Here is a 19,725-nt window from a genome sequence, read left to right as displayed (position 1 = left end):
CTGACAACTTCCGGCCCGTTGCCATCGGCTGATGCACGGGTGGAGGAACGGACGCTCCTCTTCGAGGGGTTCACCTACCACTGTCGCATCGTCCACCAGGACCGCCCGCAGGCCGAGCCGCTGGTGCTGCTGGGTGGTTCCTCGCAGAACCGTTACGCGTGGCTGCGGCACGAGAAGTGGCTGGCCGAGCACTGCACGACGGTCACCGTGGACCTGCCGGGTTACGGTGCGGCGGACTTCCTTCCGGTGGAACACGGCATCGACTTCCTCGCCGCCAACGTGCGTCACATGCTGACGGAGTTGGCCATGCCCCGGGTCAATCTCGTCGGTAGCTGCTTCGGTGGCGCCATCGCCCTGCGCTTCGCCCAGCAGTACCCCGGTTTCGTGGCCGCGCTCGGGCTGGTCGGAATGACCAAGGTCATCCCGGACGACTATGCCGACGCGGTGCCGCGTTGGACCCGGATGCTGGAGTCCGGGGACCGCGCCGGGATCGCTGACGAGCTGGTCGAACGGTTCATGTCGCCGGCCGGTACGGGCACCGTCCGTAAGCACCGGGTCGTCTCCCGGCTGCTCTTCCGGCAGTTCATGGCGCAGTCGGATGATGAGATCAGAATGTCGGTGGAGCACAACGCGCGCCTGATGAGCCATGACTGGTACCGGAACGAGCCGGTGCCCGCGGTGCGCTCGCTGGTCTGCACCGGCGAGTACGACTCGCTCTGCACGCCGGCCATGGGGCGCGAGGTCGCCGCCTCGCTGCCCGCGGCGGCCTTCACGACCATCAAGGAGGCCGACCATCTGGCCCCGGTGGAACGGATGGAGGAGTTCTCCGACCTGATGGTCAGGTTCTGCACCGGCCGGCCGCTCACCGGACTGTCGTACTGCAACCCGGTGGAGATGCTGGGTACCGACGTGCGACGGCCCGTCGTCCCCGCGCCGGTCGCTGCCGGCGAGGTGGCGCCTGCGAGGACATGAGGCGCTGCCCTGAAGTACCCATGGACAGACGGATGGCCGGGCCCGGGTCGATCGGGTCCGGCCATCCGTCCGTGCAAAGCCCGTCCGGGCTCAGCTCGGGACGCTGGGGGCCACGAAGCCGGCCGGTGCGGGCGCGTTGTTGGAGCAGCCCACCCTGGCGCCGACCTTGGTCGTCCCGGGCTTTCCCATACTGACCGAGCGCTGCGGCTGTTCGCCGGGCACCGGCGAGACCGTCGTGCAGTCCTGCGTCTGCTGGAGGTGGTACGTACCGTCTTCGCTGGTGTACGTGGTGTCGCTCTTGCGGCTGCAGACAAGGTTGGCCTGCGCGTCATACGCGCAGTGCACCCGCGGCCCTTCGGCGTTGGCCTGAGCGACGCCCAGCCCGCTCAGGGCGAGGCCGCCCATGAGCATCGAAGCGACTGCCAACTTCTTCCGACTGAACATGTGCTGCGTTCCTTAACGACGGGAAAACGGGCCCGATTGCCGGGCGCATGGCTCGGGAACCGGGACCCGTTCTCAGATGCTGACTCGCCTGATCAGTGCCCGTTGAGGGCGCTGTTGTTGCAGCCCATGGTCGAACCCTGGCTGGTGGCCTGGGCGCCGGGGTTGCCCTCGCCGTTCAGGGCGTTGCCCAGCACGCCGTTGAGGAGGCCGACCTCGCCGAGGACGTCGAGGTTCAGGTCGTGCGACTTGCAGGCCGTGCTCTGCTGCACGTCCATGCTCGGGCCGCCGTCGTTGGCGGAAGCGGTGCCGGCGCCGAGGAAGGCGACGCTGCTGAGCATGGCGACCACGACGGCAGCCTTCTGGAACTTGCGCATTTCTTCTCCGTTTGTCGAGCTCACTACATTCCGTGATGGAATGAGTACCATCAGCTACGAGAGGTTAACGCCACAAAGCTCCGCGTCTGTCAACGGCGCGCTGGTGCGGGGAGATGGCGCACTCCATTCGACCGAGCGCACGCGAAAGCGGCGGGCCGCCCTCGAAGGGTGACCCGCCGCAGTACCGCACTTCAGGCGGTCAACTGCACGCTGATACTCAGAGGGCGCTGTTGTTGCAGCCCATCGACGAACCCTGGCTGGTGGCCTGGGCGCCCGGGTCGCCCTCACCGTTGAGGGCGTTGCCCAGCAGGCCGTTGAGGACGCCGACCTCGCCGAGGACGTCGAGGTTCAGGTCGTGCGACTTGCACGAGGCGCTCTGCTTGACGCCGATGTCCGGACCGCCTTCATCGTGCGCGGAAGCGGTGCCGGCACCGAGGAAGGCGACACTGCCGAGCATGGCGGCCACGACGGCAGCCTTCTGGAACTTGCGCATTTCTTCTCCGTTTGGGTAGTGCGATGCGGTCCGTTAGCGACCGTGTACGTACAGTTTGTGACATTAGAGGAGAATGTCCAGTAAGGTTCATCGCCGCGCCGGGGGTTGTACGGCGTGGAACGCCTCATCCGGTTGTCCGCCGTGGGAGCGAACGTCCGGGACGGTCGACCCCGAAGGGCCTGCCAGGGGTGGGGCGTTCGGGGCTGAGCGGACTCAGTCCTTGAAGGCGTCGTTGACCTGGGTGCAGGTGTCACCCTGGGTCCCGGCGTAACCGAGAAGCGCGACCGGGAAGTTGGCGTTGAGGATCGTCTGCGGGCTGCACTCCTGGTAGGGGTGGAAGACGTTGTTCTGCTCCTGCGGCGCGGACCGGGGTGCCGACGCGGGCGCGGCCTGCGGTGCCTGCTGGGGGCCGGACTGCGGGAGCTTCTGCGGGAGTGTCGTCGCCACCGGGGACACGTCGGGCGAGATCTGCGGCGAGACCTGCGGGGAGACCTGGGTTCCCTGCGGGGCCTGCTGCGGGGCCTGCTGCGGTGCGGCCTGCTGGGGGGCCTGCTGCGGTGCGGCCTGCGGTGCCTGCTGCGGGGCCTGCTGGGGGTCGGCCTGCGGGGCCTGCTGGGGTGCGGCCTGCTGGGGGGCCTGCTGCGGTGCGGCCTGCGGGTCCTGCTGGGGGGCCTGCTGGGGTGCCATGTCGGGCTGCGACATCGCCTGACCCTGGGGGGCGGGGGCGGGAGCATCGGCGAAGCCGACGCCGGCTCCGAAGGCGGACAGGCTGCCGATCGCGAAGGTGACGGCCGCCACCTGCTGAAGCTTGCGCATGAAACGTTGGCCCTTCGACTGGGTGCATGGGTACATGCGGGTTGCTGTCACCCGCCGTAAGTGAGTGAACGCTAACAGTAGTGACCGGTGGGATTTATCCCGCGCCGCTTCGTGTCGGAAGGTCAACGGCGCCGCCCGGGGGCCGGTCACACGGACTTCCGCCCTGCCCCGCCTGTGGCGGCGGCACCCGTGTCCGGGCGCTCCGCCGTCGCCGGGCCGGTCAACCTGATGCCGCGAAAACCCCACGCGTGGCCGAACGCCCGGGCGCGGGCGCCTTGACGCGGGTCGGCAGGCTCGGCTACGCCTGCGCTCGTTTGCGTACCAGTTGACTCGCCCACAGCCGCTTCTGGACGAGCAGCGTGAGGGTCCCTGCGAGCAGGATTCCCACCAGGTTCAACAGCAGTTGCTTGAGGGAGCCCTGGGTCTGGCCGAAGTCTCCATACGAGAGCGCCACCGCCGCGTTGGCCGCGGCCGGCACGGTGGTCACCGAGATCGCCACCCCCACCAGTGCGCCCGACTTGGCGGACGTCAGCGACAACACCCCGGCCACGCCGGCCAGCACCGCGACGACGAAGGAGAACGAGGTGGGCGCGTACACGAAGCCGGTGTTGGGCCGCTCGCCGTTGAGTTGGTGCTCGGAGAACAGCCCGACCGCGTTCATGAACGAGCTGAAGCCGACCGTCACCACCATCGCGAACGCGAAGCCGACCACCAGTGCGATCAGGGAACGCCAGGCCAGCCGGGGCGCGCGCCGCACCGCTGCCGTGCACACCCCGGCGAGCGGGCCGAACTCCGGGCCCACCGCCATCGCGCCCACGATCAGAATCGCGTTGTCCAGCACCACACCGCAGGCCGCGATCATCGTGGCTATGGTCAGGAACGCCAGATAGGTGACGGAGAGCGTGGACTCCTCGCTGGTCGCCTCCGTCAGCTGGTCCCACAGCACCGCGTCCGCGCCCTCGCCCGGCGCCGCCCGCTCGGCCTCGTCGGCCCGGCGCGACAGCGAAAGCCCCACCTCCTCGGCGGAGATGGCCCCGTCCTGGTCGATCCGGAGCTTCCGCAGTCGCCCGATCAGCTCGTCACCCGCCTCGCGGGCCACATCGCACAGCACCAGGTCGCCGGCCGGGTCGCGGGCCGCCCCGGGAAGCACCACCAGGTGCGCGGTCCCGACGGTGGCCTTCACGGTCCGTACGACCTCGTCGGTCCGGTCGGTGGGGACGATCAGACGCAGATGCAGCACGCTCGGGAACTCCTCGGCTCACAGTTTGCGCAGCGAGATCCGCTGGACCTTGTGGTCCGCCCCCTTGCGCACCACGAGCGTGGCGCGACTGCGGGTCGGTGCCACATTCTCCACCAGGTTCGGCTTGTTGATGGTGCGCCACATGGTGCGCGCGTAGGCCAGCGCCTCGTCCTCCGAGACCTGGGTGTACTTACGGAAGTAGGAGGAGGGGTCCTGGAACGCCGTCTCCCGCAGCCTGCGGAAGCGGTTGAGGTACCAGCTCTCGATGTCCTCGGCGCGTGCGTCGACATACACCGAGAAGTCGAAGAAGTCGGCAAGCCCCACCCGGGTGCGGCCGTCGCTGCCCGGCAGCGCGGGCTGCAGCACGTTCAGCCCCTCGACGATCAGGATGTCGGGCCGGCGCACGGTCAGCCGCTCGCCCGGCACGATGTCGTAGATCAGGTGCGAGTAGACCGGTGCGGTCACTTCGTCCTTCCCCGATTTCACATCCGCGACGAACCGGGTCAGCGCCCGTCTGTCGTACGACTCGGGGAAACCCTTGCGCGACATCAGCCCGCGACGCTTCAACTCCTCCATCGGGTGGAGGAACCCGTCGGTGGTCACCAACTCCACCCGTGGATGCTCCGGCCAACGCCCGAGCAGTGCCTGCAACAGCCTGGCGACGGTCGACTTGCCCACCGCCACACTCCCCGCGACACCTATGACGAACGGCGTGCCGTGCTGCGTGCCGTGGCCGTTTCCGGCGTCCCCGAGGAACGTGTTGAGCGCACCGCGCAGCCCGTCCGAGGCCTGCACATACAGATTGAGCAGCCGCGAGAGCGGCAGATAGATGTCCCGCACCTCATCGAGATCGATGACATCACCGAGCCCGCGCAGCCGTTCCACCTCCTCGGCGGTGAGCGGCAACGGCGTCTTCTCGCGAAGGGCGCTCCATTCGGCACGAGTGAGGTCGACATAGGGAGTCGCCTCCGGCCTGGACCGGTGGGCGCTCCTCGGCGGCGGGGAGACCGGAGAGATCACCTGCTCATTGTCGGGGCTGTACGGGGCCGGTGGCGGGTGGAGTGCGTCACGCCGGGGCAGCGGGCGGGGCGGTCCACGGCCCTCAGTACCCTCGTTGGACGTTGTCGGCAGCCGCGTCCTGGAGCCTTCGGGCGCGCCGTTGGCGCTCCGCCGACAGCTCACTCACCGCTTCGCCGACGGCATCGAGTACGGCTGTCACCGAGTCGTCGGCGGCACTCGGCGAGTCTTCCGCCGGCTGGGGGTCGCGGAGCCCGATGGCCTCGGCCAGGGTGACCAGGACGGGCTCGTCCGCCGCCCAGCGGTTCAGGGCGGTCCGGCGAGCGGACGAGTCGGCCAGTGCGAATCCGTTGTCCCTGAGGAACATCCAGTGGCGGCGGCGTTGGCGGGTGAGCAGTCCCTCGGCTTCCAGGGTGGCCAGATAGGCGTCGGACAGGCCTCGGCCTCTGCGCCACAGCCAGTCGCCGATCGGCTCGTACGGTGCTTCGCGGTGGAGCGACGACACGGCCTCGTCCAGCAGCATGTCCGGCATGGCTCGCTCGATGCCCGGGACGATGCGGTGGTCGGCCAGCGTGATGTCCTCGCCGGTCAGCAGATCGATGGCCTCGGCTCCGGCGAGCGCGAGGGAGAGATCGCCTCGCTCCACGGGGCGGCCGGCGTCCATCTCGACGACAATGATCAACAGGTCCCGGGGTGTGGTCATGCGTGACTCCAGGTCAGCGCGATGGGTCGGTCGGGCTGTGGCGTCGATCAACACGCATACGCAGCTCAGCGCGTACACCCAGCATATGCCCCCGATCCGGCACAGGTGTGCTGCGTCCGACGGGTGTTCGCCCGCGGCCCCGTAGGCTGCCGACATGTGCGGAATCGTGGGGTACGTCGGCGGGCAGTCGGCGCTGGATGTTGTCATCGCGGGTCTGAAGCGGCTGGAGTACCGGGGCTACGACTCGGCCGGCGTGGCCGTGCTCGCGGACGGTGGGCTCGCGGCGGCCAAGAAGGCCGGCAAGCTCGTCAACCTGGAGAAGGAGCTGTCCGAGCGGCCACTGCCCGCCGGGAGTACCGGGATCGGGCATACCCGGTGGGCGACGCACGGCGCGCCCAATGACGTCAACGCGCACCCGCACCTGGACAACGCGGGACGGGTCTCCGTGGTGCACAACGGGATCATCGAGAACTTCGCCGCGCTGCGCGACGAACTGACCGGGCGGGGGCACACCCTGGCGTCCGAGACCGACACCGAGGTGGTGGCGCATCTGCTGGCCGAGGCGTACTCCTCGTGCGGCGATCTGCCGGAGGCGATGCGGCAGGTGTGCCGGCGGCTCGAAGGGGCGTTCACGCTGGTCGCGGTGCATGCCGACGAGCCGGACATGGTGGTCGGTGCGCGGCGGAACTCGCCGCTGGTGGTGGGCATCGGGGCGGGCGAGGCGTTCCTGGCTTCGGACGTGGCCGCGTTCATCGCACACACCCGCTCGGCGATCGAGCTGGGCCAGGACCAGGTGGTGGAGCTGCGCAGGGACGGGGCGGTGGTCACCGACTTCGACGGAGCGCCGGCCGAGGTCCGCAGCTACCACGTGGACTGGGACGCGTCGGCCGCCGAGAAGGGCGGCTACGACTACTTCATGCTCAAGGAGATCGCCGAGCAGCCGAAGGCGGTGGCCGACACCCTGCTGGGGCGGATCGACGCGGGCGGGCTGCTGACGCTGGACGAGGTACGGATCCCGGCCGGCCTGCTGCGGGAGATCAACAAGGTGGTCATCGTGGCCTGCGGGACCGCGTTCCACGCCGGGATGATCGCCAAGTACGCGATCGAGCACTGGACCCGGCTGCCCTGCGAGACCGAGCTCGCCAGCGAGTTCCGCTACCGGGACCCGATCCTGGACCAGCAGACCCTGGTGGTCGCGATCTCACAGTCCGGCGAGACCATGGACACCCTGATGGCGCTGCGCCACGCGCGCGAGCAGGGCGCCAAGGTGCTGGCCATCTGCAACACCAACGGTTCGACGATTCCGCGAGAATCGGACGCGGTGCTCTACACACATGCGGGTCCCGAGGTGGCGGTCGCGTCGACCAAGGCGTTCCTGACCCAGCTGGTGGCCTGCTATCTCGTCGCGCTCTATCTGGGGCAGGTGCGCGGGACGAAGTGGGCGGACGAGATCCGGACCGTCGTCAGGGAGCTGTCCGACATCTCCTGCCAGGTCGAGCGGGTGCTCGAGACCATGGAACCGGTCCGGGAGTTGGCCCGGTCGCTGGCCGCCAAGAAGACCGTGCTGTTCCTCGGCCGCCATGTCGGGTACCCGGTGGCGCTGGAGGGCGCGCTGAAGCTCAAGGAGCTCGCGTACATGCACGCCGAGGGCTTCGCGGCGGGCGAGCTGAAGCACGGACCCATCGCGCTGATCGAGGACGATCTGCCGGTGGTGGTCGTCGTGCCGTCACCGAACGGGCGGTCGCTGCTGCACGGCAAGGTGGTGTCGAACATCCAGGAGATCCGCGCCCGGGGGGCGCGGACGATCGTGATCGCCGAGGAGGGGGACGAGGCAGTGGTGCCGTACGCGGACCATCTGATCAGGATTCCGGTCACACCGACGCTGCTGCAGCCGCTGGTGGCCACCGTGCCGTTGCAGGTCTTCGCCTGCGAGCTGGCGACCGCGCGCGGCAACGACGTCGACCAGCCGCGCAACCTCGCGAAGTCGGTGACCGTCGAATGATCATCGGTGTGGGGATCGACGTCGCCGAGATCGACCGGTTCCGGGTGGCGCTGGAGCGGACCCCGAATCTGGCTGAACGGCTTTTCATCCCGGCGGAGTTGATACTCCCCGACGGGGAGCGCCGCGGTACCGCGTCGCTGGCCGTCCGGTTCGCGGCCAAGGAGGCCCTGGCCAAAGCACTCGGGGCGCCCGGTGGCCTGCACTGGACGGACGCCGAGGTGTACGTCGAGGACAGCGGCCGGCCCCGGCTGCGGGTCCGCGGGACGGTGGCGGCCCGGGCCGCCGAACTCGGCGTGCGGTCGTGGCATGTCTCGCTCAGCCATGACGCGGGAGTGGCCTCGGCCGTCGTGATCGCGGAGGGTTGAGGCATGCGTACTGCTTACAGCGTGGAAACCGTACGGACCGCCGAACGCGAGCTGATGGCGCGGCTGCCGGACGGCGCCCTGATGCAGCGGGCCGCCGCCGGGCTCGCCGCGGCCTGCGCGGATCTGCTGGGCCGGGTGTACGGCGCCCGGATCGTGCTGCTCGTCGGCAGCGGGGCCAACGGGGGAGACGCGCTGCACGCCGGCGCTCGGCTCGCCCGGCGCGGCGCCGGCGTGCGCGCCGTGCTGCTCGACCCGGACCGGGCGTACCCGGGCGGGCTGCGGGCGCTGCTCGCGGCCGGCGGGCGGGTCGACGACGCGGCCGTCATCCGCCGCGCCGACCTGGTCGTCGACGGGATCACCGGCATCGGCGGGCGCGGTGGCCTGCGCCCGGAGGCGGAGGCCGCGCTCTGGGCGATCCCGGACGCGGTGCCGGTGGTCGCTGTGGACCTGCCGAGCGGAGTGTCCGCCGACACCGGCGAGGTGGTCGGCGAGGCGGTGCGGGCCGACGCGACGGTGACGTTCGGCGCCTACAAGCCGGGGCTGCTCATCGACCCGGCCGCCGAGTACGCCGGAGCGGTGCGGCTCGTCGACATCGGGCTCGACCTGCCCGCGGTGCCCGAACTGGAGGCGCTGCAGTATGCCGATGTGGCCGCGCTGCTGCCGAAACCCGCCGCGGAGAGCGACAAGTACCGGCGCGGGGTGATCGGCGTCGCCGCCGGGTCGGCGCGCTACCCGGGGGCGGCGGTGCTCGCGGTGGCGGGCGCGCTGCACGGCGGGGCGGGCGCCGTGCGCTATGCGGGGCCGGCGGCCGACGCGGTGATCGCGCGCTTCCCGGAAACCCTGGTGCACAACGGCCCGCCGTCCAAGGCGGGGCGGGTGCAGGCGTGGGTGGTCGGCCCCGGGATCGGTGACGACACCTCGGCGGTCGACGACGTACTGGCCTCCGACGTGCCCGTGCTGGTCGACGCGGACGGGCTGCGGCTGCTGGACGCGGCGGCGGTACGGGACCGGCCGGCGCCGACGCTGCTCACCCCGCACGCCGGGGAGGCGGCCGCGCTGCTCGGGATGTCCCGGGAGGAGGTCGAGGGGGCGCGGCTGGCGTCGGTGCGCGCCCTGGCGACCCGGTACGGGGCGACGGTCCTGCTCAAGGGCTCGACCACGCTGGTCGCTTCGCCGTCCGGTGACGTACCGGTCCGGGTGAACCCGACCGGCACGCCCTGGCTGGCCACCGCGGGCAGCGGCGACGTGCTGTCCGGGCTCGCGGGCTCGCTGCTCGCGGCGGGCCTGGAGGCCAGGGACGCCGGGTCCGTGGCGGCCTACCTGCACGGGCTCGCGGCCCGGCAGGCGTCCGGCGGCGCCGGCGTGGCGGCGCAGGACGTGGCGGGCGGCATCGTGGGGGCCTGGCGGGACGTCTGCCGCGAACGGTGAGGCCGGTGCGGGTGTCCGTACGCACGGGGCGGCGGCGCCCGTACGCACGGGGTGGCGCGGGATGCAGCGCGTTGCCGTGGGCCTTCGCCGGCTTCGCTCTGAGAGACTGGGCCGGCGATGACTGAAACACCCATGCGAGTGCGCGCACCCCTGCGGGCGCGGGCCGAGATCGATCTGGCGGCGCTGCGCGCCAATGTTCACGCGCTGCGTGCCCGCGCGCCACGGGCCCGGCTGATGGCCGTGGTCAAGGCCGACGCGTACGGGCACGGCATGGTGCCCTGCGCCAGGGCGGCGGTCCTGGCCGGGGCGGACTGGCTCGGGACCGCCACCCCGCAGGAAGCCCTGGCGCTGCGGGCGGCGGGGCTGCGGACCCGGCTGCTGTGCTGGCTGTGGACGCCGGGCGGCCCCTGGCGCGAGGCCATCGAGGCGGACATCGATGTCTCGGTGAGCGCCAGGTGGGCGCTCGACGAGGTGTGTGCCGCGGCGCGCGACTGCGGACGCACCGCCCGGGTGCAGCTCAAGGCAGACACCGGCCTGGGCCGCGGCGGCTGCCAGCCCGCCGACTGGCCGGAACTGGTCGGTGCGGCGCTCGCGGCCGAGGCGGAAGGACTGCTGCGGGTCACCGGCCTCTGGTCGCACTACGCGTGCGCCGACGAGCCGGGCCACCCCTCGATCGCCGCTCAGACAGCCCGGTTCGACGAGGCCGTGGCCCACGCGGAGAAGGCCGGCCTCCGGCCCGAGGTCCGGCACATCGCCAACTCACCCGCCGTGCTGACGCTGCCGGAGTCGCAGTACGACCTGGTGCGCCCCGGTGTCGCCCTCTACGGCATCTCGCCGGTCCCCCAGCTCGGCAGCGCCGCCGACTTCGGGCTGCGCCCCGTGATGACCCTCAGCGCCCGCCTCGGCCTGGTCAAACACGTCCCCGCCGGGCACGGCGTCAGCTACGGGCACCACTACGTCACTTCGGCCCCCACCACCCTTGGACTGGTGCCTCTCGGGTATGCGGACGGTATCCCGCGGCACGCTTCGGGTAAGGGTCCGGTGCTGGTCGGCGGCGCGTGGCGGCGGGTCGCGGGCCGGGTGGCGATGGATCAGTTCGTGGTGGACCTGGGCGGGGACGAGCCCGCAGCGGGCGCGGAGGCCGTGCTGTTCGGCCCCGGCGACCGGGGCGAGCCGACCGCCGAGGACTGGGCCGTGGCCGCGGACACGATCGCGTACGAGATCGTCACCCGCATCGGTCCGCGGGTGGACCGCGTGTATGTCAACGAGGAGCCGGCAGACCCGGGAACCGACCCGGACGGACCAGTGGGAGCGGCACGGTGAGCGAGAGCACCAGCATGGAGGTGGCCGAGGCCGTGGCGGCAGGCGTCGGCTGGCGCCGGGCCGGCAGCTTCGCAGGCGCCGCCATCGGAGTGCTCGCGGCGGGTGCGGCGGCGGGCGTGGCGGTCGAACGGATGACCGTCGGCCGGGGCATGCGCCGGAAGGCGCGGCTGGCGCTGGACGCATCGGGTCCGTACGGCTCGCTGCGCGGCGTCCCCGGCCGGGCCCTCGCCGACGACGGCACCGCGATCCACTACGAGGTCGACGATGGCGCTCCGGAGGCCTCGGGCACCGGTAAGCGCAAGCGTTTCGGCCGTAAGGCCGGCCTGCCGGTCACCGTCGTCTTCTCGCACGGCTACTGCCTCGGCCAGGACGCCTGGCACTTCCAGCGCGCCGCCCTGCGTGGCGTCGTCCGCAGCGTGCACTGGGACCAGCGCAGCCACGGGCGTTCGCAGCGCGGCCTGGCGCAGGCCGACGGCGTACCGATCACCATCGATCAGCTCGGCCGCGACCTGAAGGCCGTCATCGACGCGGCGGCGCCCGAGGGGCCCCTGGTGCTGGTGGGGCACTCGATGGGCGGCATGACGATGATGGCGCTTGGTGACCAGTTCCCCGAGCTGGTACGGGACCGGGTCGTCGCGGCGGCCTTCGTCGGCACGTCCTGCGGGCGGCTCGGCGAGGTGAGCTTCGGACTGCCGGTGGCCGGGGTGAACGCCGTACGGCGGGTGCTTCCCGGCGTACTCAGGGCGCTCGGCTCGCAGACCGAGCTGGTGGAGCGGGGGCGGCGGGCCACCGCCGATCTGTTCGCCGGTGTGATCAAGCGCTACTCCTTCGGCTCGAAGGAGGTCGACCCGGCGGTGGCCCGGTTCGCCGAGCGGCTGATCGAGGCGACCCCGATCGACGTGGTCGCGGAGTTCTACCCGGCCTTCACCGACCACGACAAGGCCGAGGCGCTGGCCACGGTCTTCGCGGAGGTACCGGCACTGGTCCTGGCGGGCGAAGGCGACCTGGTGACGCCGAGCGCACACAGCGAGGCGATCGCCGGGCTGCTGCCCGAGTCGGAGCTGGTCATCGTCCCCGACTCGGGGCATCTGGTCATGCTCGAACACCCCGAGGCCGTGACGGCCGGGCTCCTCGGGCTCCTCGCCCGGGTGGGCGCGGTGCCGGCAGACGCTAACGTTGGCATGCATGGAAGCGCACACCCCGGCAGCTGACGCCGCTGCCACCTTCGTCACCCGCCTGACCGTCGACTCTCCGGAGCGTATGCAGGACCTCGGCCGGCGGCTGGCCGCGCTGCTGCGCCCCGGTGACCTGGTGATGCTCTCCGGTGAACTCGGCGCGGGCAAGACGACCCTCACCCGCGGCCTGGGCGAAGGCCTCGGCGTACGCGGCGCGGTCACCTCGCCGACCTTCGTCATCGCCCGGGTCCATCCGCCGCTGGGCGACGGCCCCGCGCTGGTCCACGTCGACGCGTATCGCCTGGGCGGCGGGCTCGACGAGATGGAGGACCTCGATCTGGACGTCTCGCTGCCCGACTCGGTCATCGTGGTCGAGTGGGGGGACGGAAAGGTCGAGGACCTGTCGCAGGACCGCCTGCGGGTGTTCATCGAGCGCGCGGTCGGCGCGACGGACGATGAGCGCCGCGTGGTGACGGTGAGCGGGATGGGAAACCGCTGGCGACACGAACCCCTTGCCGAGCTCCGGGGTTAGCTGCCGACCGGGCTGGGTTGCCGACCTTGGCCCAGCGTGCAGGTGCAGACGATTGCCGACCGACAATGGGGCAAATCCAGCCCCTCCGGCGGTTGAGGAGCAGGGTCCGGGGCGGAGCCCCAGCACGCCGCACACGCGGCCCGTACTTTCCGACAAGCCGTCGGTAAGGTGTTGCACGGATCCCACCATGCGTGGTCACATGGATGCCCAGACCTGGTTAGGTCTGCCTCACCACGCCGAGGAGATCGAGGAGGCAGCCATGTCCGCGTCGGACCCCGAAGCGCAGTCGCCGTCCCCCCTGCCACTGCGCGACCTGCCCTTGCGCGACCTGCCGATGGGCGATCTCCCCATGAGCGATCTGCTCGCCTCATGCGCCGCGGCCGATGCCGTGTCGAGGCCCCCGCGTGCTCCCGGGGAGGAGCCCGGGGCCGCCACCGGGACACCCGCGCGGCGGCGCGACGCGGCGTAGCCCGTACGGGTGACGCGTGGCCGGTCGCACGTCACCGGAAGAGCGACGCGAGCACGACGGGGTCAGGGGACGACGACGACCTTCGTGCCGATCGTCGCGAGCGTCCACATCGCGTTCCCGTCCGCCCGCATCATCCGGATGCCCCCGGTCTTGAGCTTCGGGCTCGGGCTGGCCATCGAGTTGTTGCGTGCGGCGCTGAAGCCGACCGTCACGCCGTCGACCGCCGCGAAGCGCACCACATGCTCGATGGGCACCCCGTCCGAGCCGATGACGCTCCCCGAGCGGGAACTCACCTGGTAGGAGCCCGGCTTCGGATCGACCGCGCTCGGCATGACCGCGAAGGTCTTCGTCTTTGAGCCGTTCACCAGCCACACCCGCTTCAGCGACAGCGAGTAGACGAGCCGGGTGCCGGTGCCCGAATGCGGCGGCAGCGCACGGCTGACCGACGAGCCCGGCTTGCCTGCGGTACCCGAGAGGTCGGACGGGGACGAGGCCGAGGTGGACGGCTTGGCGGAGCCGAGATCGGCGGGGGCGTTCGCGGATGCCTGGTAGGCGAGGAACCCGACCGCGGCCATGGCCGCGGCGGTGAGCCCGGCCACGATTCCCGAGCTGCTCCTGGACACCTGGCGCTCCCGACTTCTCGTACGTACGAATTCTCGGTGACGTTAGCAGCAGGCGGCTGACCGGACGGGGCGCCGTGCCCCCGCCGTGGGAGCCGTAGGCTGTTTGTGTGCTCCTGCTTGCCGTTGATACCGCCACCCCCGCCGTGACCGCCGCGCTCCATGACGGCGCGTCCGTCGTCGCCGAATCCAGCCGGACGGACGCCCGCCGCCACGGTGAACTGCTGCTGCCCGCCGTCGACCGGGTGCTCGCCGAAGCCGGGGCGAAACTCGACGCCGTCACCGCCATCGTCGTCGGCGTCGGCCCGGGCCCGTACACCGGACTGCGGGTCGGCCTGGTGACGGCCGCCACCTTCGGGTCGGTGCTCGGGGTACCGGTGTACGGGCTGTGCACGCTGGACGGCCTGGCCCACGCCTCCGGTCTCGACCGTCCCTTCGTGGTCGCCACGGATGCCCGGCGCAAGGAGGTCTACTGGGCGCGGTACGACGACTCCCGCACGCGCCTGGGCGAGCCCGCGGTCGACCGTCCCGCCGAGATCGCGGAGCAGGTCGCGGGGCTGCCGGCCGTCGGGGCCGGCGCGCTGCTCTACCCGGACACCTTCCCGGACGCGCGCGCCCCCGAACACGTGTCGGCCGGGGCGCTGGGCGCGCTGGCCGCCGAGAAGCTGGCGCAGGGCGAGGAGGGCGACTTCCTGCCCGTCACCCCGCTCTATCTGCGGCGCCCCGACGCGCAGGTGCCGAAGAACTACAAGGTGGTCACCCCGCAGTGATCCGGGCCACACCCACGACCGCCGTACTGCGCGAAATGCGCTGGTGGGACATTGCAGCCGTACTGGAGCTCGAACACGAGCTGTTCCCCGACGACGCCTGGTCCGAGGGCATGTTCTGGTCCGAACTCGCCCATGCGCGCGGGCCCGGAGCGACCCGGCGCTACGTGGTCGCGGAGGCCGACGGCCGGATCGTCGGATACGCCGGGCTGGCCGCTGTCGGCGATGCGGCGGACGTACAGACCATCGCATCGGCCCGCGACCGATGGGGCAGCGGTCTCGGCGCCGAACTGCTCACCGATCTGCTCAAGCACGCCACCGCCTTCGAATGCGCGGTAGTCCTCCTGGAGGTGCGGGTCGACAACCTCCGCGCCCAGAAGCTCTACGAGCGCTTCGGCTTCGAACCCATCGGCTTCCGCCGCGGTTACTACCAGCCGGGCAACGTGGACGCGCTCGTGATGCGCCTCGAACCGGGCCGGGAACCGAGCCCGGCAACCGGCCCCGGAAGCGGCCTCGCACAAGGAACAGAGACAGAGACCCATGGCTGACGAACCCCTGGTACTCGGTATCGAGACCTCCTGCGACGAGACGGGCGTCGGCATCGTCCGCGGCACGACCCTGCTCGCGGACGCCGTGGCGTCCAGTGTCGACACCCATGCCCGGTTCGGCGGCGTGGTGCCGGAGATCGCCTCGCGGGCGCACCTGGAGGCGATGGTCCCGACCATCGAGCGTGCGCTGAAGGACGCCGGGGTCGGCGCGAGGGACCTCGACGGGATCGCGGTCACGGCGGGACCGGGCCTGGCGGGCGCGCTGCTGGTCGGCGTGTCGGCGGCCAAGGCCTACGCCTACGCGCTGGGCAAGCCGCTGTACGGCGTGAACCACCTGGCCTCGCACATCTGCGTCGACCAGCTGGAGCACGGCCCGCTGCCGGAGCCGACGATGGCGCTGCTCGTGTCGGGCGGCCACTCCTCGCTGCTGCTCGCCCCCGACATCACCTCGGACGTCCGCCCGCTGGGCGCGACCATCGACGACGCGGCGGGCGAGGCCTTCGACAAGATCGCCCGGGTGCTGGACCTCGGCTTCCCCGGCGGCCCGGTCATCGACCGGCTCGCCCGGGAGGGCGACCCGGCGGCGATCGCGTTCCCGCGCGGTCTCACCGGCTCGCGCGACGCGGCGTACGACTTCTCCTTCTCCGGCCTGAAGACATCGGTGGCGCGCTGGATCGAGGCGAAGCGCGCGGCCGGCGAGGAGGTCCCGGTGCGGGACGTCGCGGCCTCCTTCCAGGAGGCGGTCGTCGACGTACTCACCCGCAAGGCCGTCCGGGCCTGCCGGGACCAGGGCGTGGACCACCTGATGATCGGCGGCGGCGTCGCGGCCAACTCCCGGCTCCGGGCGCTGGCCCAGGAACGCTGCGAGCGGGCCGGCGTCCGGCTGCGCGTGCCGCGCCCCGGGCTCTGCACGGACAACGGCGCGATGGTGGCGGCGCTCGGTGCGGAGATGGTGGCCCGGAACCGGGCGGCGTCGGACTGGGACCTGTCGGCGGACTCGTCGCTGCCGGTGACCGAGACGCACGTACCGGGCGAGTCATACGCCCACACCCACGACCATGTGCACGAGGTCAGCAAGGACAACCTCTACTCATGACGGTCGTGCTGATGTGGGAGGCTCGCGCGGCGGACGGCCGGGGCGCCGAACTGCTGGACTGGGCGCGGGCCCAGGTCCTCGTGCCGGCGCCGGCCCGCCGCGAGTACCTGCGCGCCCCGCAGGACCGGGTACTCGTCCTGACCTGGTGGAACGCCCCGTACGACGCGGACCTGCCGGAACTTCCCGAACCGGCACCGGAGCTGATCACCCGGGCCGTGCACCGCTGGCGCTTCGAGTCGGTCGTGGTCGAGTAGCGGGCGGCCCCCGGCCCGGCCGCGCGTAGCCTGAGAAGTCCATGGTCCGCGCCCGGAGAAGTACAGGGGTGCGTGCCCGGGGGAGGAGCGGCAATTGACGCGGGACGACCGGCATGAGCGCATGCCGGCACGGACACCGGGGACCGGGTGGCCATCCGCCACCCTGGACCCGGCGCGCCGGGACGCCCTGGCTCAGCGGTTGCTGGCCGCGCTGCGGGCCCGGTGTCCCGGCTCCCGGGCCGAGCTGCGTGGCTCGCTCGCCCGGGAAACGGCGGATCCGTACAGCGACATCGACCTCGGCTGGATCGTTCCCGACGCGGATTTCGACGACTGCGCAGCGGGGGCCGCCGCCTGTCTGGGGCAGGTGCGGGAGGTCGTCTCGGTGCGCGGTGACCCCGACCTGCAGCGGTCGAGCAAGCGACGTCTGCTCTTCGTGAACTTCCGGGATCTGCCGCTCTTCTGGCGCGTCGATCTGGAGATCTCCGCGGAGTCGGTCGCGCAGGACCCCGCGTACGACCGCGACAACCCGCAGGCGCGCGGCGACGACTGGTCGGCGGCCGCCAGCGCACTCGCCAATGCGGTGGCCGCCGTCAAGGCGGTGCTGCGCCAACGGCCGGACACCGCGCGGGGGTTGCTGGAGCGCGGCCTGCGGCGGGTCGGCGCTCAGGAGGTGGTCAGCGGGCGGTGGCAGGAGGACGTCGTACGTCTCGCCGATGCGGCCGTACGACAGGAGTCTGCTCAGCGCCCCCTCGCCGACCGGGTCGTACGGCTTGCCACGGACCTGCTGCCGCCCGGCCGCCGGGCGAGCGACTGACCGGGACCGCGGATCGTCGCGGCACAGCGCGTAGCCTGGGGCGAGGATCGCGTGCCAGGGGGAAGGGGCGGCAAGTGGACTGGTTCTGGTGGGTATTCATCTTCTTCATGGTTGGCGGCTTCGGCTGGGTCGCCGACCAGGGGCGCACCGCGCTGCGCACCCGGCACGAGCGCCGGATGGAGCGGCTGGAGACCGCGGAGCGGGAGCGCAGGGAGATCGAGGCGGCGCACAAGCCGCCCGAGCCGATCTGCGGCTGCACGCATCATCTCGCCAAGCATGACCGGCAGGGCAAATGCCACGAGACGGTCGAGGTGCCGACGGCCTGGGACGAGAACAAGAAGCCGCTGAGCTTCGAGCCGGGCGTCTGCAACTGCCAGCAGTACGTGGGACCACAGCCGCTGTCCCAGGTGTACGCGGACGATCTCACCGACCTGGCTTGAGAAGCCGACCGGCCCCGGGACCCGCCGGTTTCGCCACGGGTGCCCCGATCAGCATGGCCGGCGCGCCCCCGACCCGGGTCAGGAAGACCGTCGCCGCGTGCGGCCCCCTGGGTTTCACCCGGCGGCGCACCTCCTCCGGCTCGACCGCCGAACCGCGCTTCTTGACGGTCAGGCTGCCGACCTCCCGCTCGCGCAGCAGCGCCTTCAGCTTCTTGAGGCCGAAGGGGAGTTCGTCGGTGATCTCGTACGCGGTCGCGTACGGCGTGGCGCGCAGTTCGTCCGCTGTGATGTAGGCGATCGTCTCGTCGATCAGCCCGCCGTCGAGCTCTTCGGCGACCTCGGCGACCAGGTGCGCCCGGATGACGGCGCCGTCCGGTTCGTACAGGTACCGGCCGACCTTGCGGGGCGCGGGATCGGGCAGGCCGCGTCCGGTGAGGCTCGCACCGGACGGCAGCAGGGTGGCGCGGCGCAGTCCCGGCCGGGTGCCGAACCAGAGCACCGCCTCCTTGACGTCACCGCCGTCGGAGATCCACTCGGCCTCGGCGGCCGGGTGGATCATCTCGTGCGGGATGCCCGGCGCGATCTTGATGGCCCCGGATCCCGCATGCGCGGCGCCCACCGCCCAGGAGAGCGGCGGCGAGTACCCCTCGGGGTCGAAGATCCGGCCCCGTCCGCCACGCCGGGCAGGGTCGACGAAGACCGCGTCGTACGGGCCGGTGCCGATGTCCGCGACGTCCGCGCAGCGGACCTCGATCAACTCGCCCAGGTCCAGTGCCTCCGCGTTGGCCCGTGCCACGGCGGCCGTCAGCGGATCACGGTCGACCGCGAGTACGGAGATCCCGGCCCGGGCCATCGCGACCGCGTCCCCACCGATGCCGCAGCAGAGATCGGCCACGCCGTGCACGCCCAGCGCGGAGAGACGCCCGGCCCGGTGGCCGGCGACGGACTTCCGGGTGGCCTGCTCGACCCCGTGCGGGGTGAAGAACATCCGGTACGCGTCGTCCGCGCCGAACTTCGCCACCGCCCGCTGCCGCAGCCGGGCCTGGGCGAGCGCGGCCGAGACCAGCTCGGTCGGGTACGAGCGGCGCAGCCGGGTGGCGACGGCCAGTTCCCGCGCCGGGTCGAAGTCCCGCAACGAGTCGAGCAGGGCGGAGCCCTCGGCGGTGAGCAGGAGGGAGAAGGCGTCGAGGTCGGTCACCCGTCAAGTGTCTCAGCGCCGGTGGAGCCCGTTCGGTTCGGCGTACACAACCAGGCAGGGAGCGGTTCTGCGGCCCTGCCTCAAGGGTGCTGATGCCGCGACACCGACCGACGGCGTTGGCACTCCGCTTGACCGAGTGCTAATCGCCGTCCTAGTCTCAGTTCTGGCACTCCCCACGGGAGAGTGCCAAACATGGCGACGGGCCGGTCCGGCACCCGCGACGACGGATTCATCCGGTCGCCACCTCAAACAAGTTCACCCCGTGAGATCTCCGAAGGGGGAGACCGGATCGTGTCGACAACCAGCTCCAAGGTTGCCATTAAGCCGCTCGAGGACCGCATTGTGGTCCAGCCGCTCGACGCCGAGCAGACCACGGCCTCCGGCCTGGTCATTCCGGACACCGCCAAGGAGAAGCCCCAGGAGGGCGTCGTCCTGGCCGTGGGCCCGGGCCGCTTCGAGAACGGCGAGCGTCTTCCGCTCGACGTCAAGACCGGCGATGTCGTGCTGTACAGCAAGTACGGCGGCACCGAGGTGAAGTACAACAGCGAGGAGTACCTCGTGCTCTCGGCTCGCGACGTGCTCGCGATCATCGAGAAGTAATTCACCTGCGCGTTTCCTGATCTGCGCCCCTGGCT

At 71.6% G+C, this 19,725-nt stretch carries 24 protein-coding genes; 15 read left to right on the top strand and 9 right to left on the bottom strand.

Annotation, left to right across the window (positions count from 1 at the left end; translation table 11 throughout):
• Positions 1-39: 39 nt before the first annotated feature.
• Positions 40-972, top strand: coding sequence for an alpha/beta hydrolase (locus AB0M87_RS11570; protein ID WP_365851752.1), 933 nt, complete (start codon positions 40-42; stop codon positions 970-972).
• A gap of 90 nt (positions 973-1,062) precedes the next feature.
• Here the strand turns inward: AB0M87_RS11570 and AB0M87_RS11565 are convergent, their stop codons facing one another.
• The 7 genes from AB0M87_RS11565 to AB0M87_RS11535 form a co-directional block, all read right to left on the bottom strand.
• Positions 1,063-1,416, bottom strand: a complete 354-nt coding sequence (locus tag AB0M87_RS11565; RefSeq protein WP_365851751.1) for a hypothetical protein — start codon at positions 1,414-1,416, stop codon at positions 1,063-1,065.
• Positions 1,417-1,508: 92 nt separating this feature from the next.
• On the bottom strand, positions 1,509-1,790 hold the full coding sequence (locus tag AB0M87_RS11560) for a hypothetical protein (protein WP_365851750.1): 282 nt from the start codon (positions 1,788-1,790) through the stop codon (positions 1,509-1,511).
• A 217-nt stretch (positions 1,791-2,007) separates the two neighbouring features.
• A complete protein-coding gene (locus tag AB0M87_RS11555; protein ID WP_365851749.1) occupies positions 2,008-2,283 on the bottom strand; it encodes a hypothetical protein in 276 nt (91 codons plus the stop codon).
• A 213-nt stretch (positions 2,284-2,496) separates the two neighbouring features.
• Positions 2,497-3,099 carry a hypothetical protein gene (locus tag AB0M87_RS11550; protein WP_365851748.1) on the bottom strand — a complete coding sequence of 201 codons (603 nt, stop codon included), beginning with the start codon at positions 3,097-3,099 and terminating at the stop codon, positions 2,497-2,499.
• A 298-nt stretch (positions 3,100-3,397) separates the two neighbouring features.
• Positions 3,398-4,339 carry a DUF389 domain-containing protein gene (locus AB0M87_RS11545; protein WP_365851747.1) on the bottom strand — a complete coding sequence of 314 codons (942 nt, stop codon included), beginning with the start codon at positions 4,337-4,339 and terminating at the stop codon, positions 3,398-3,400.
• An 18-nt stretch (positions 4,340-4,357) separates the two neighbouring features.
• Positions 4,358-5,359: a type I pantothenate kinase gene (gene coaA, locus AB0M87_RS11540; RefSeq protein WP_365851746.1), complete on the bottom strand. Its 1,002-nt coding sequence runs from the start codon at positions 5,357-5,359 to the stop codon at positions 4,358-4,360.
• Positions 5,360-5,441: 82 nt separating this feature from the next.
• Complete coding sequence (locus tag AB0M87_RS11535; RefSeq protein ID WP_365851745.1) at positions 5,442-6,059, bottom strand: GPP34 family phosphoprotein; 618 nt, start codon at positions 6,057-6,059, stop codon at positions 5,442-5,444.
• Positions 6,060-6,213: 154 nt separating this feature from the next.
• Here AB0M87_RS11535 and glmS point away from each other — a divergent pair, with 154 nt between their 5' ends.
• From glmS to AB0M87_RS11500, 7 genes are all read left to right on the top strand, one after another.
• The gene (gene glmS, locus AB0M87_RS11530) at positions 6,214-8,061 is read left to right on the top strand and encodes a glutamine--fructose-6-phosphate transaminase (isomerizing) (protein ID WP_365851744.1); all 1,848 of its coding nucleotides are present in this window, start codon (positions 6,214-6,216) and stop codon (positions 8,059-8,061) included.
• A complete protein-coding gene (locus AB0M87_RS11525) occupies positions 8,058-8,426 on the top strand; it encodes a holo-ACP synthase (RefSeq protein WP_365851743.1) in 369 nt (122 codons plus the stop codon). The genes glmS and AB0M87_RS11525 overlap by 4 nt, the downstream gene beginning before the upstream one ends.
• A 3-nt stretch (positions 8,427-8,429) precedes the next feature.
• Complete coding sequence (locus AB0M87_RS11520) at positions 8,430-9,854, top strand: NAD(P)H-hydrate dehydratase (RefSeq protein ID WP_365851742.1); 1,425 nt, start codon at positions 8,430-8,432, stop codon at positions 9,852-9,854.
• Positions 9,855-9,971: 117 nt separating this feature from the next.
• Positions 9,972-11,177: an alanine racemase gene (alr, locus tag AB0M87_RS11515; RefSeq protein WP_365851741.1), complete on the top strand. Its 1,206-nt coding sequence runs from the start codon at positions 9,972-9,974 to the stop codon at positions 11,175-11,177.
• Positions 11,174-12,388 carry an alpha/beta hydrolase gene (locus AB0M87_RS11510; protein WP_365851740.1) on the top strand — a complete coding sequence of 405 codons (1,215 nt, stop codon included), beginning with the start codon at positions 11,174-11,176 and terminating at the stop codon, positions 12,386-12,388. The genes alr and AB0M87_RS11510 overlap by 4 nt, the downstream gene beginning before the upstream one ends.
• Positions 12,363-12,884 (top strand): tRNA (adenosine(37)-N6)-threonylcarbamoyltransferase complex ATPase subunit type 1 TsaE, encoded by a 522-nt coding sequence (gene tsaE / locus AB0M87_RS11505; protein ID WP_365851739.1) that lies wholly within the window; start codon positions 12,363-12,365, stop codon positions 12,882-12,884. Before AB0M87_RS11510 ends, tsaE begins: the two co-directional genes overlap by 26 nt.
• A gap of 187 nt (positions 12,885-13,071) precedes the next feature.
• Positions 13,072-13,353, top strand: coding sequence for a hypothetical protein (locus AB0M87_RS11500; protein WP_365851970.1), 282 nt, complete (start codon positions 13,072-13,074; stop codon positions 13,351-13,353).
• 62 nt (positions 13,354-13,415) lie between these two features.
• Here AB0M87_RS11500 and AB0M87_RS11495 read toward each other — a convergent pair whose 3' ends face one another.
• The gene (locus AB0M87_RS11495; RefSeq protein WP_365851738.1) at positions 13,416-13,976 is read right to left on the bottom strand and encodes a hypothetical protein; all 561 of its coding nucleotides are present in this window, start codon (positions 13,974-13,976) and stop codon (positions 13,416-13,418) included.
• Positions 13,977-14,083: 107 nt separating this feature from the next.
• On the opposite strand from AB0M87_RS11495, the gene tsaB reads away from it, so the two are divergent.
• The 6 genes from tsaB (at position 14,084) to AB0M87_RS11465 (ending at position 17,892) form a co-directional block, all read left to right on the top strand.
• Positions 14,084-14,743: a tRNA (adenosine(37)-N6)-threonylcarbamoyltransferase complex dimerization subunit type 1 TsaB gene (gene tsaB, locus AB0M87_RS11490; RefSeq protein WP_365851737.1), complete on the top strand. Its 660-nt coding sequence runs from the start codon at positions 14,084-14,086 to the stop codon at positions 14,741-14,743.
• Positions 14,744-14,778: 35 nt separating this feature from the next.
• On the top strand, positions 14,779-15,288 hold the full coding sequence (gene rimI, locus AB0M87_RS11485) for a ribosomal protein S18-alanine N-acetyltransferase (protein ID WP_365851954.1): 510 nt from the start codon (positions 14,779-14,781) through the stop codon (positions 15,286-15,288).
• Positions 15,281-16,384, top strand: coding sequence for a tRNA (adenosine(37)-N6)-threonylcarbamoyltransferase complex transferase subunit TsaD (gene tsaD, locus AB0M87_RS11480; protein WP_365851736.1), 1,104 nt, complete (start codon positions 15,281-15,283; stop codon positions 16,382-16,384). The genes rimI and tsaD overlap by 8 nt, the downstream gene beginning before the upstream one ends.
• Positions 16,381-16,638, top strand: a complete 258-nt coding sequence (locus tag AB0M87_RS11475; protein ID WP_365851735.1) for a hypothetical protein — start codon at positions 16,381-16,383, stop codon at positions 16,636-16,638. Before tsaD ends, AB0M87_RS11475 begins: the two co-directional genes overlap by 4 nt.
• Before the next feature lie 94 nt (positions 16,639-16,732).
• Positions 16,733-17,452, top strand: coding sequence for a hypothetical protein (locus AB0M87_RS11470; RefSeq protein ID WP_365851734.1), 720 nt, complete (start codon positions 16,733-16,735; stop codon positions 17,450-17,452).
• A gap of 74 nt (positions 17,453-17,526) precedes the next feature.
• On the top strand, positions 17,527-17,892 hold the full coding sequence (locus tag AB0M87_RS11465; RefSeq protein ID WP_365851733.1) for a hypothetical protein: 366 nt from the start codon (positions 17,527-17,529) through the stop codon (positions 17,890-17,892).
• On the opposite strand, the gene AB0M87_RS11460 is transcribed toward AB0M87_RS11465, so the two are convergent.
• Positions 17,876-19,090: a class I SAM-dependent methyltransferase gene (locus tag AB0M87_RS11460; RefSeq protein WP_365851732.1), complete on the bottom strand. Its 1,215-nt coding sequence runs from the start codon at positions 19,088-19,090 to the stop codon at positions 17,876-17,878. The two genes, AB0M87_RS11465 and AB0M87_RS11460, sit on opposite strands and share 17 nt — an antisense overlap.
• Before the next feature lie 291 nt (positions 19,091-19,381).
• Here AB0M87_RS11460 and groES point away from each other — a divergent pair, with 291 nt between their 5' ends.
• On the top strand, positions 19,382-19,690 hold the full coding sequence (groES, locus tag AB0M87_RS11455; RefSeq protein WP_328537177.1) for a co-chaperone GroES: 309 nt from the start codon (positions 19,382-19,384) through the stop codon (positions 19,688-19,690).
• The last annotated feature ends 35 nt before the right edge of the window (positions 19,691-19,725 follow it).

This window comes from Streptomyces sp. NPDC051320 (assembly GCF_040682175.1).
GTDB lineage: Bacteria > Actinomycetota > Actinomycetes > Streptomycetales > Streptomycetaceae > Streptomyces.
The sequence above is the reverse complement of the archived record's forward strand: the minus strand, read 5'-3'. Positions and strand labels throughout refer to the sequence as shown.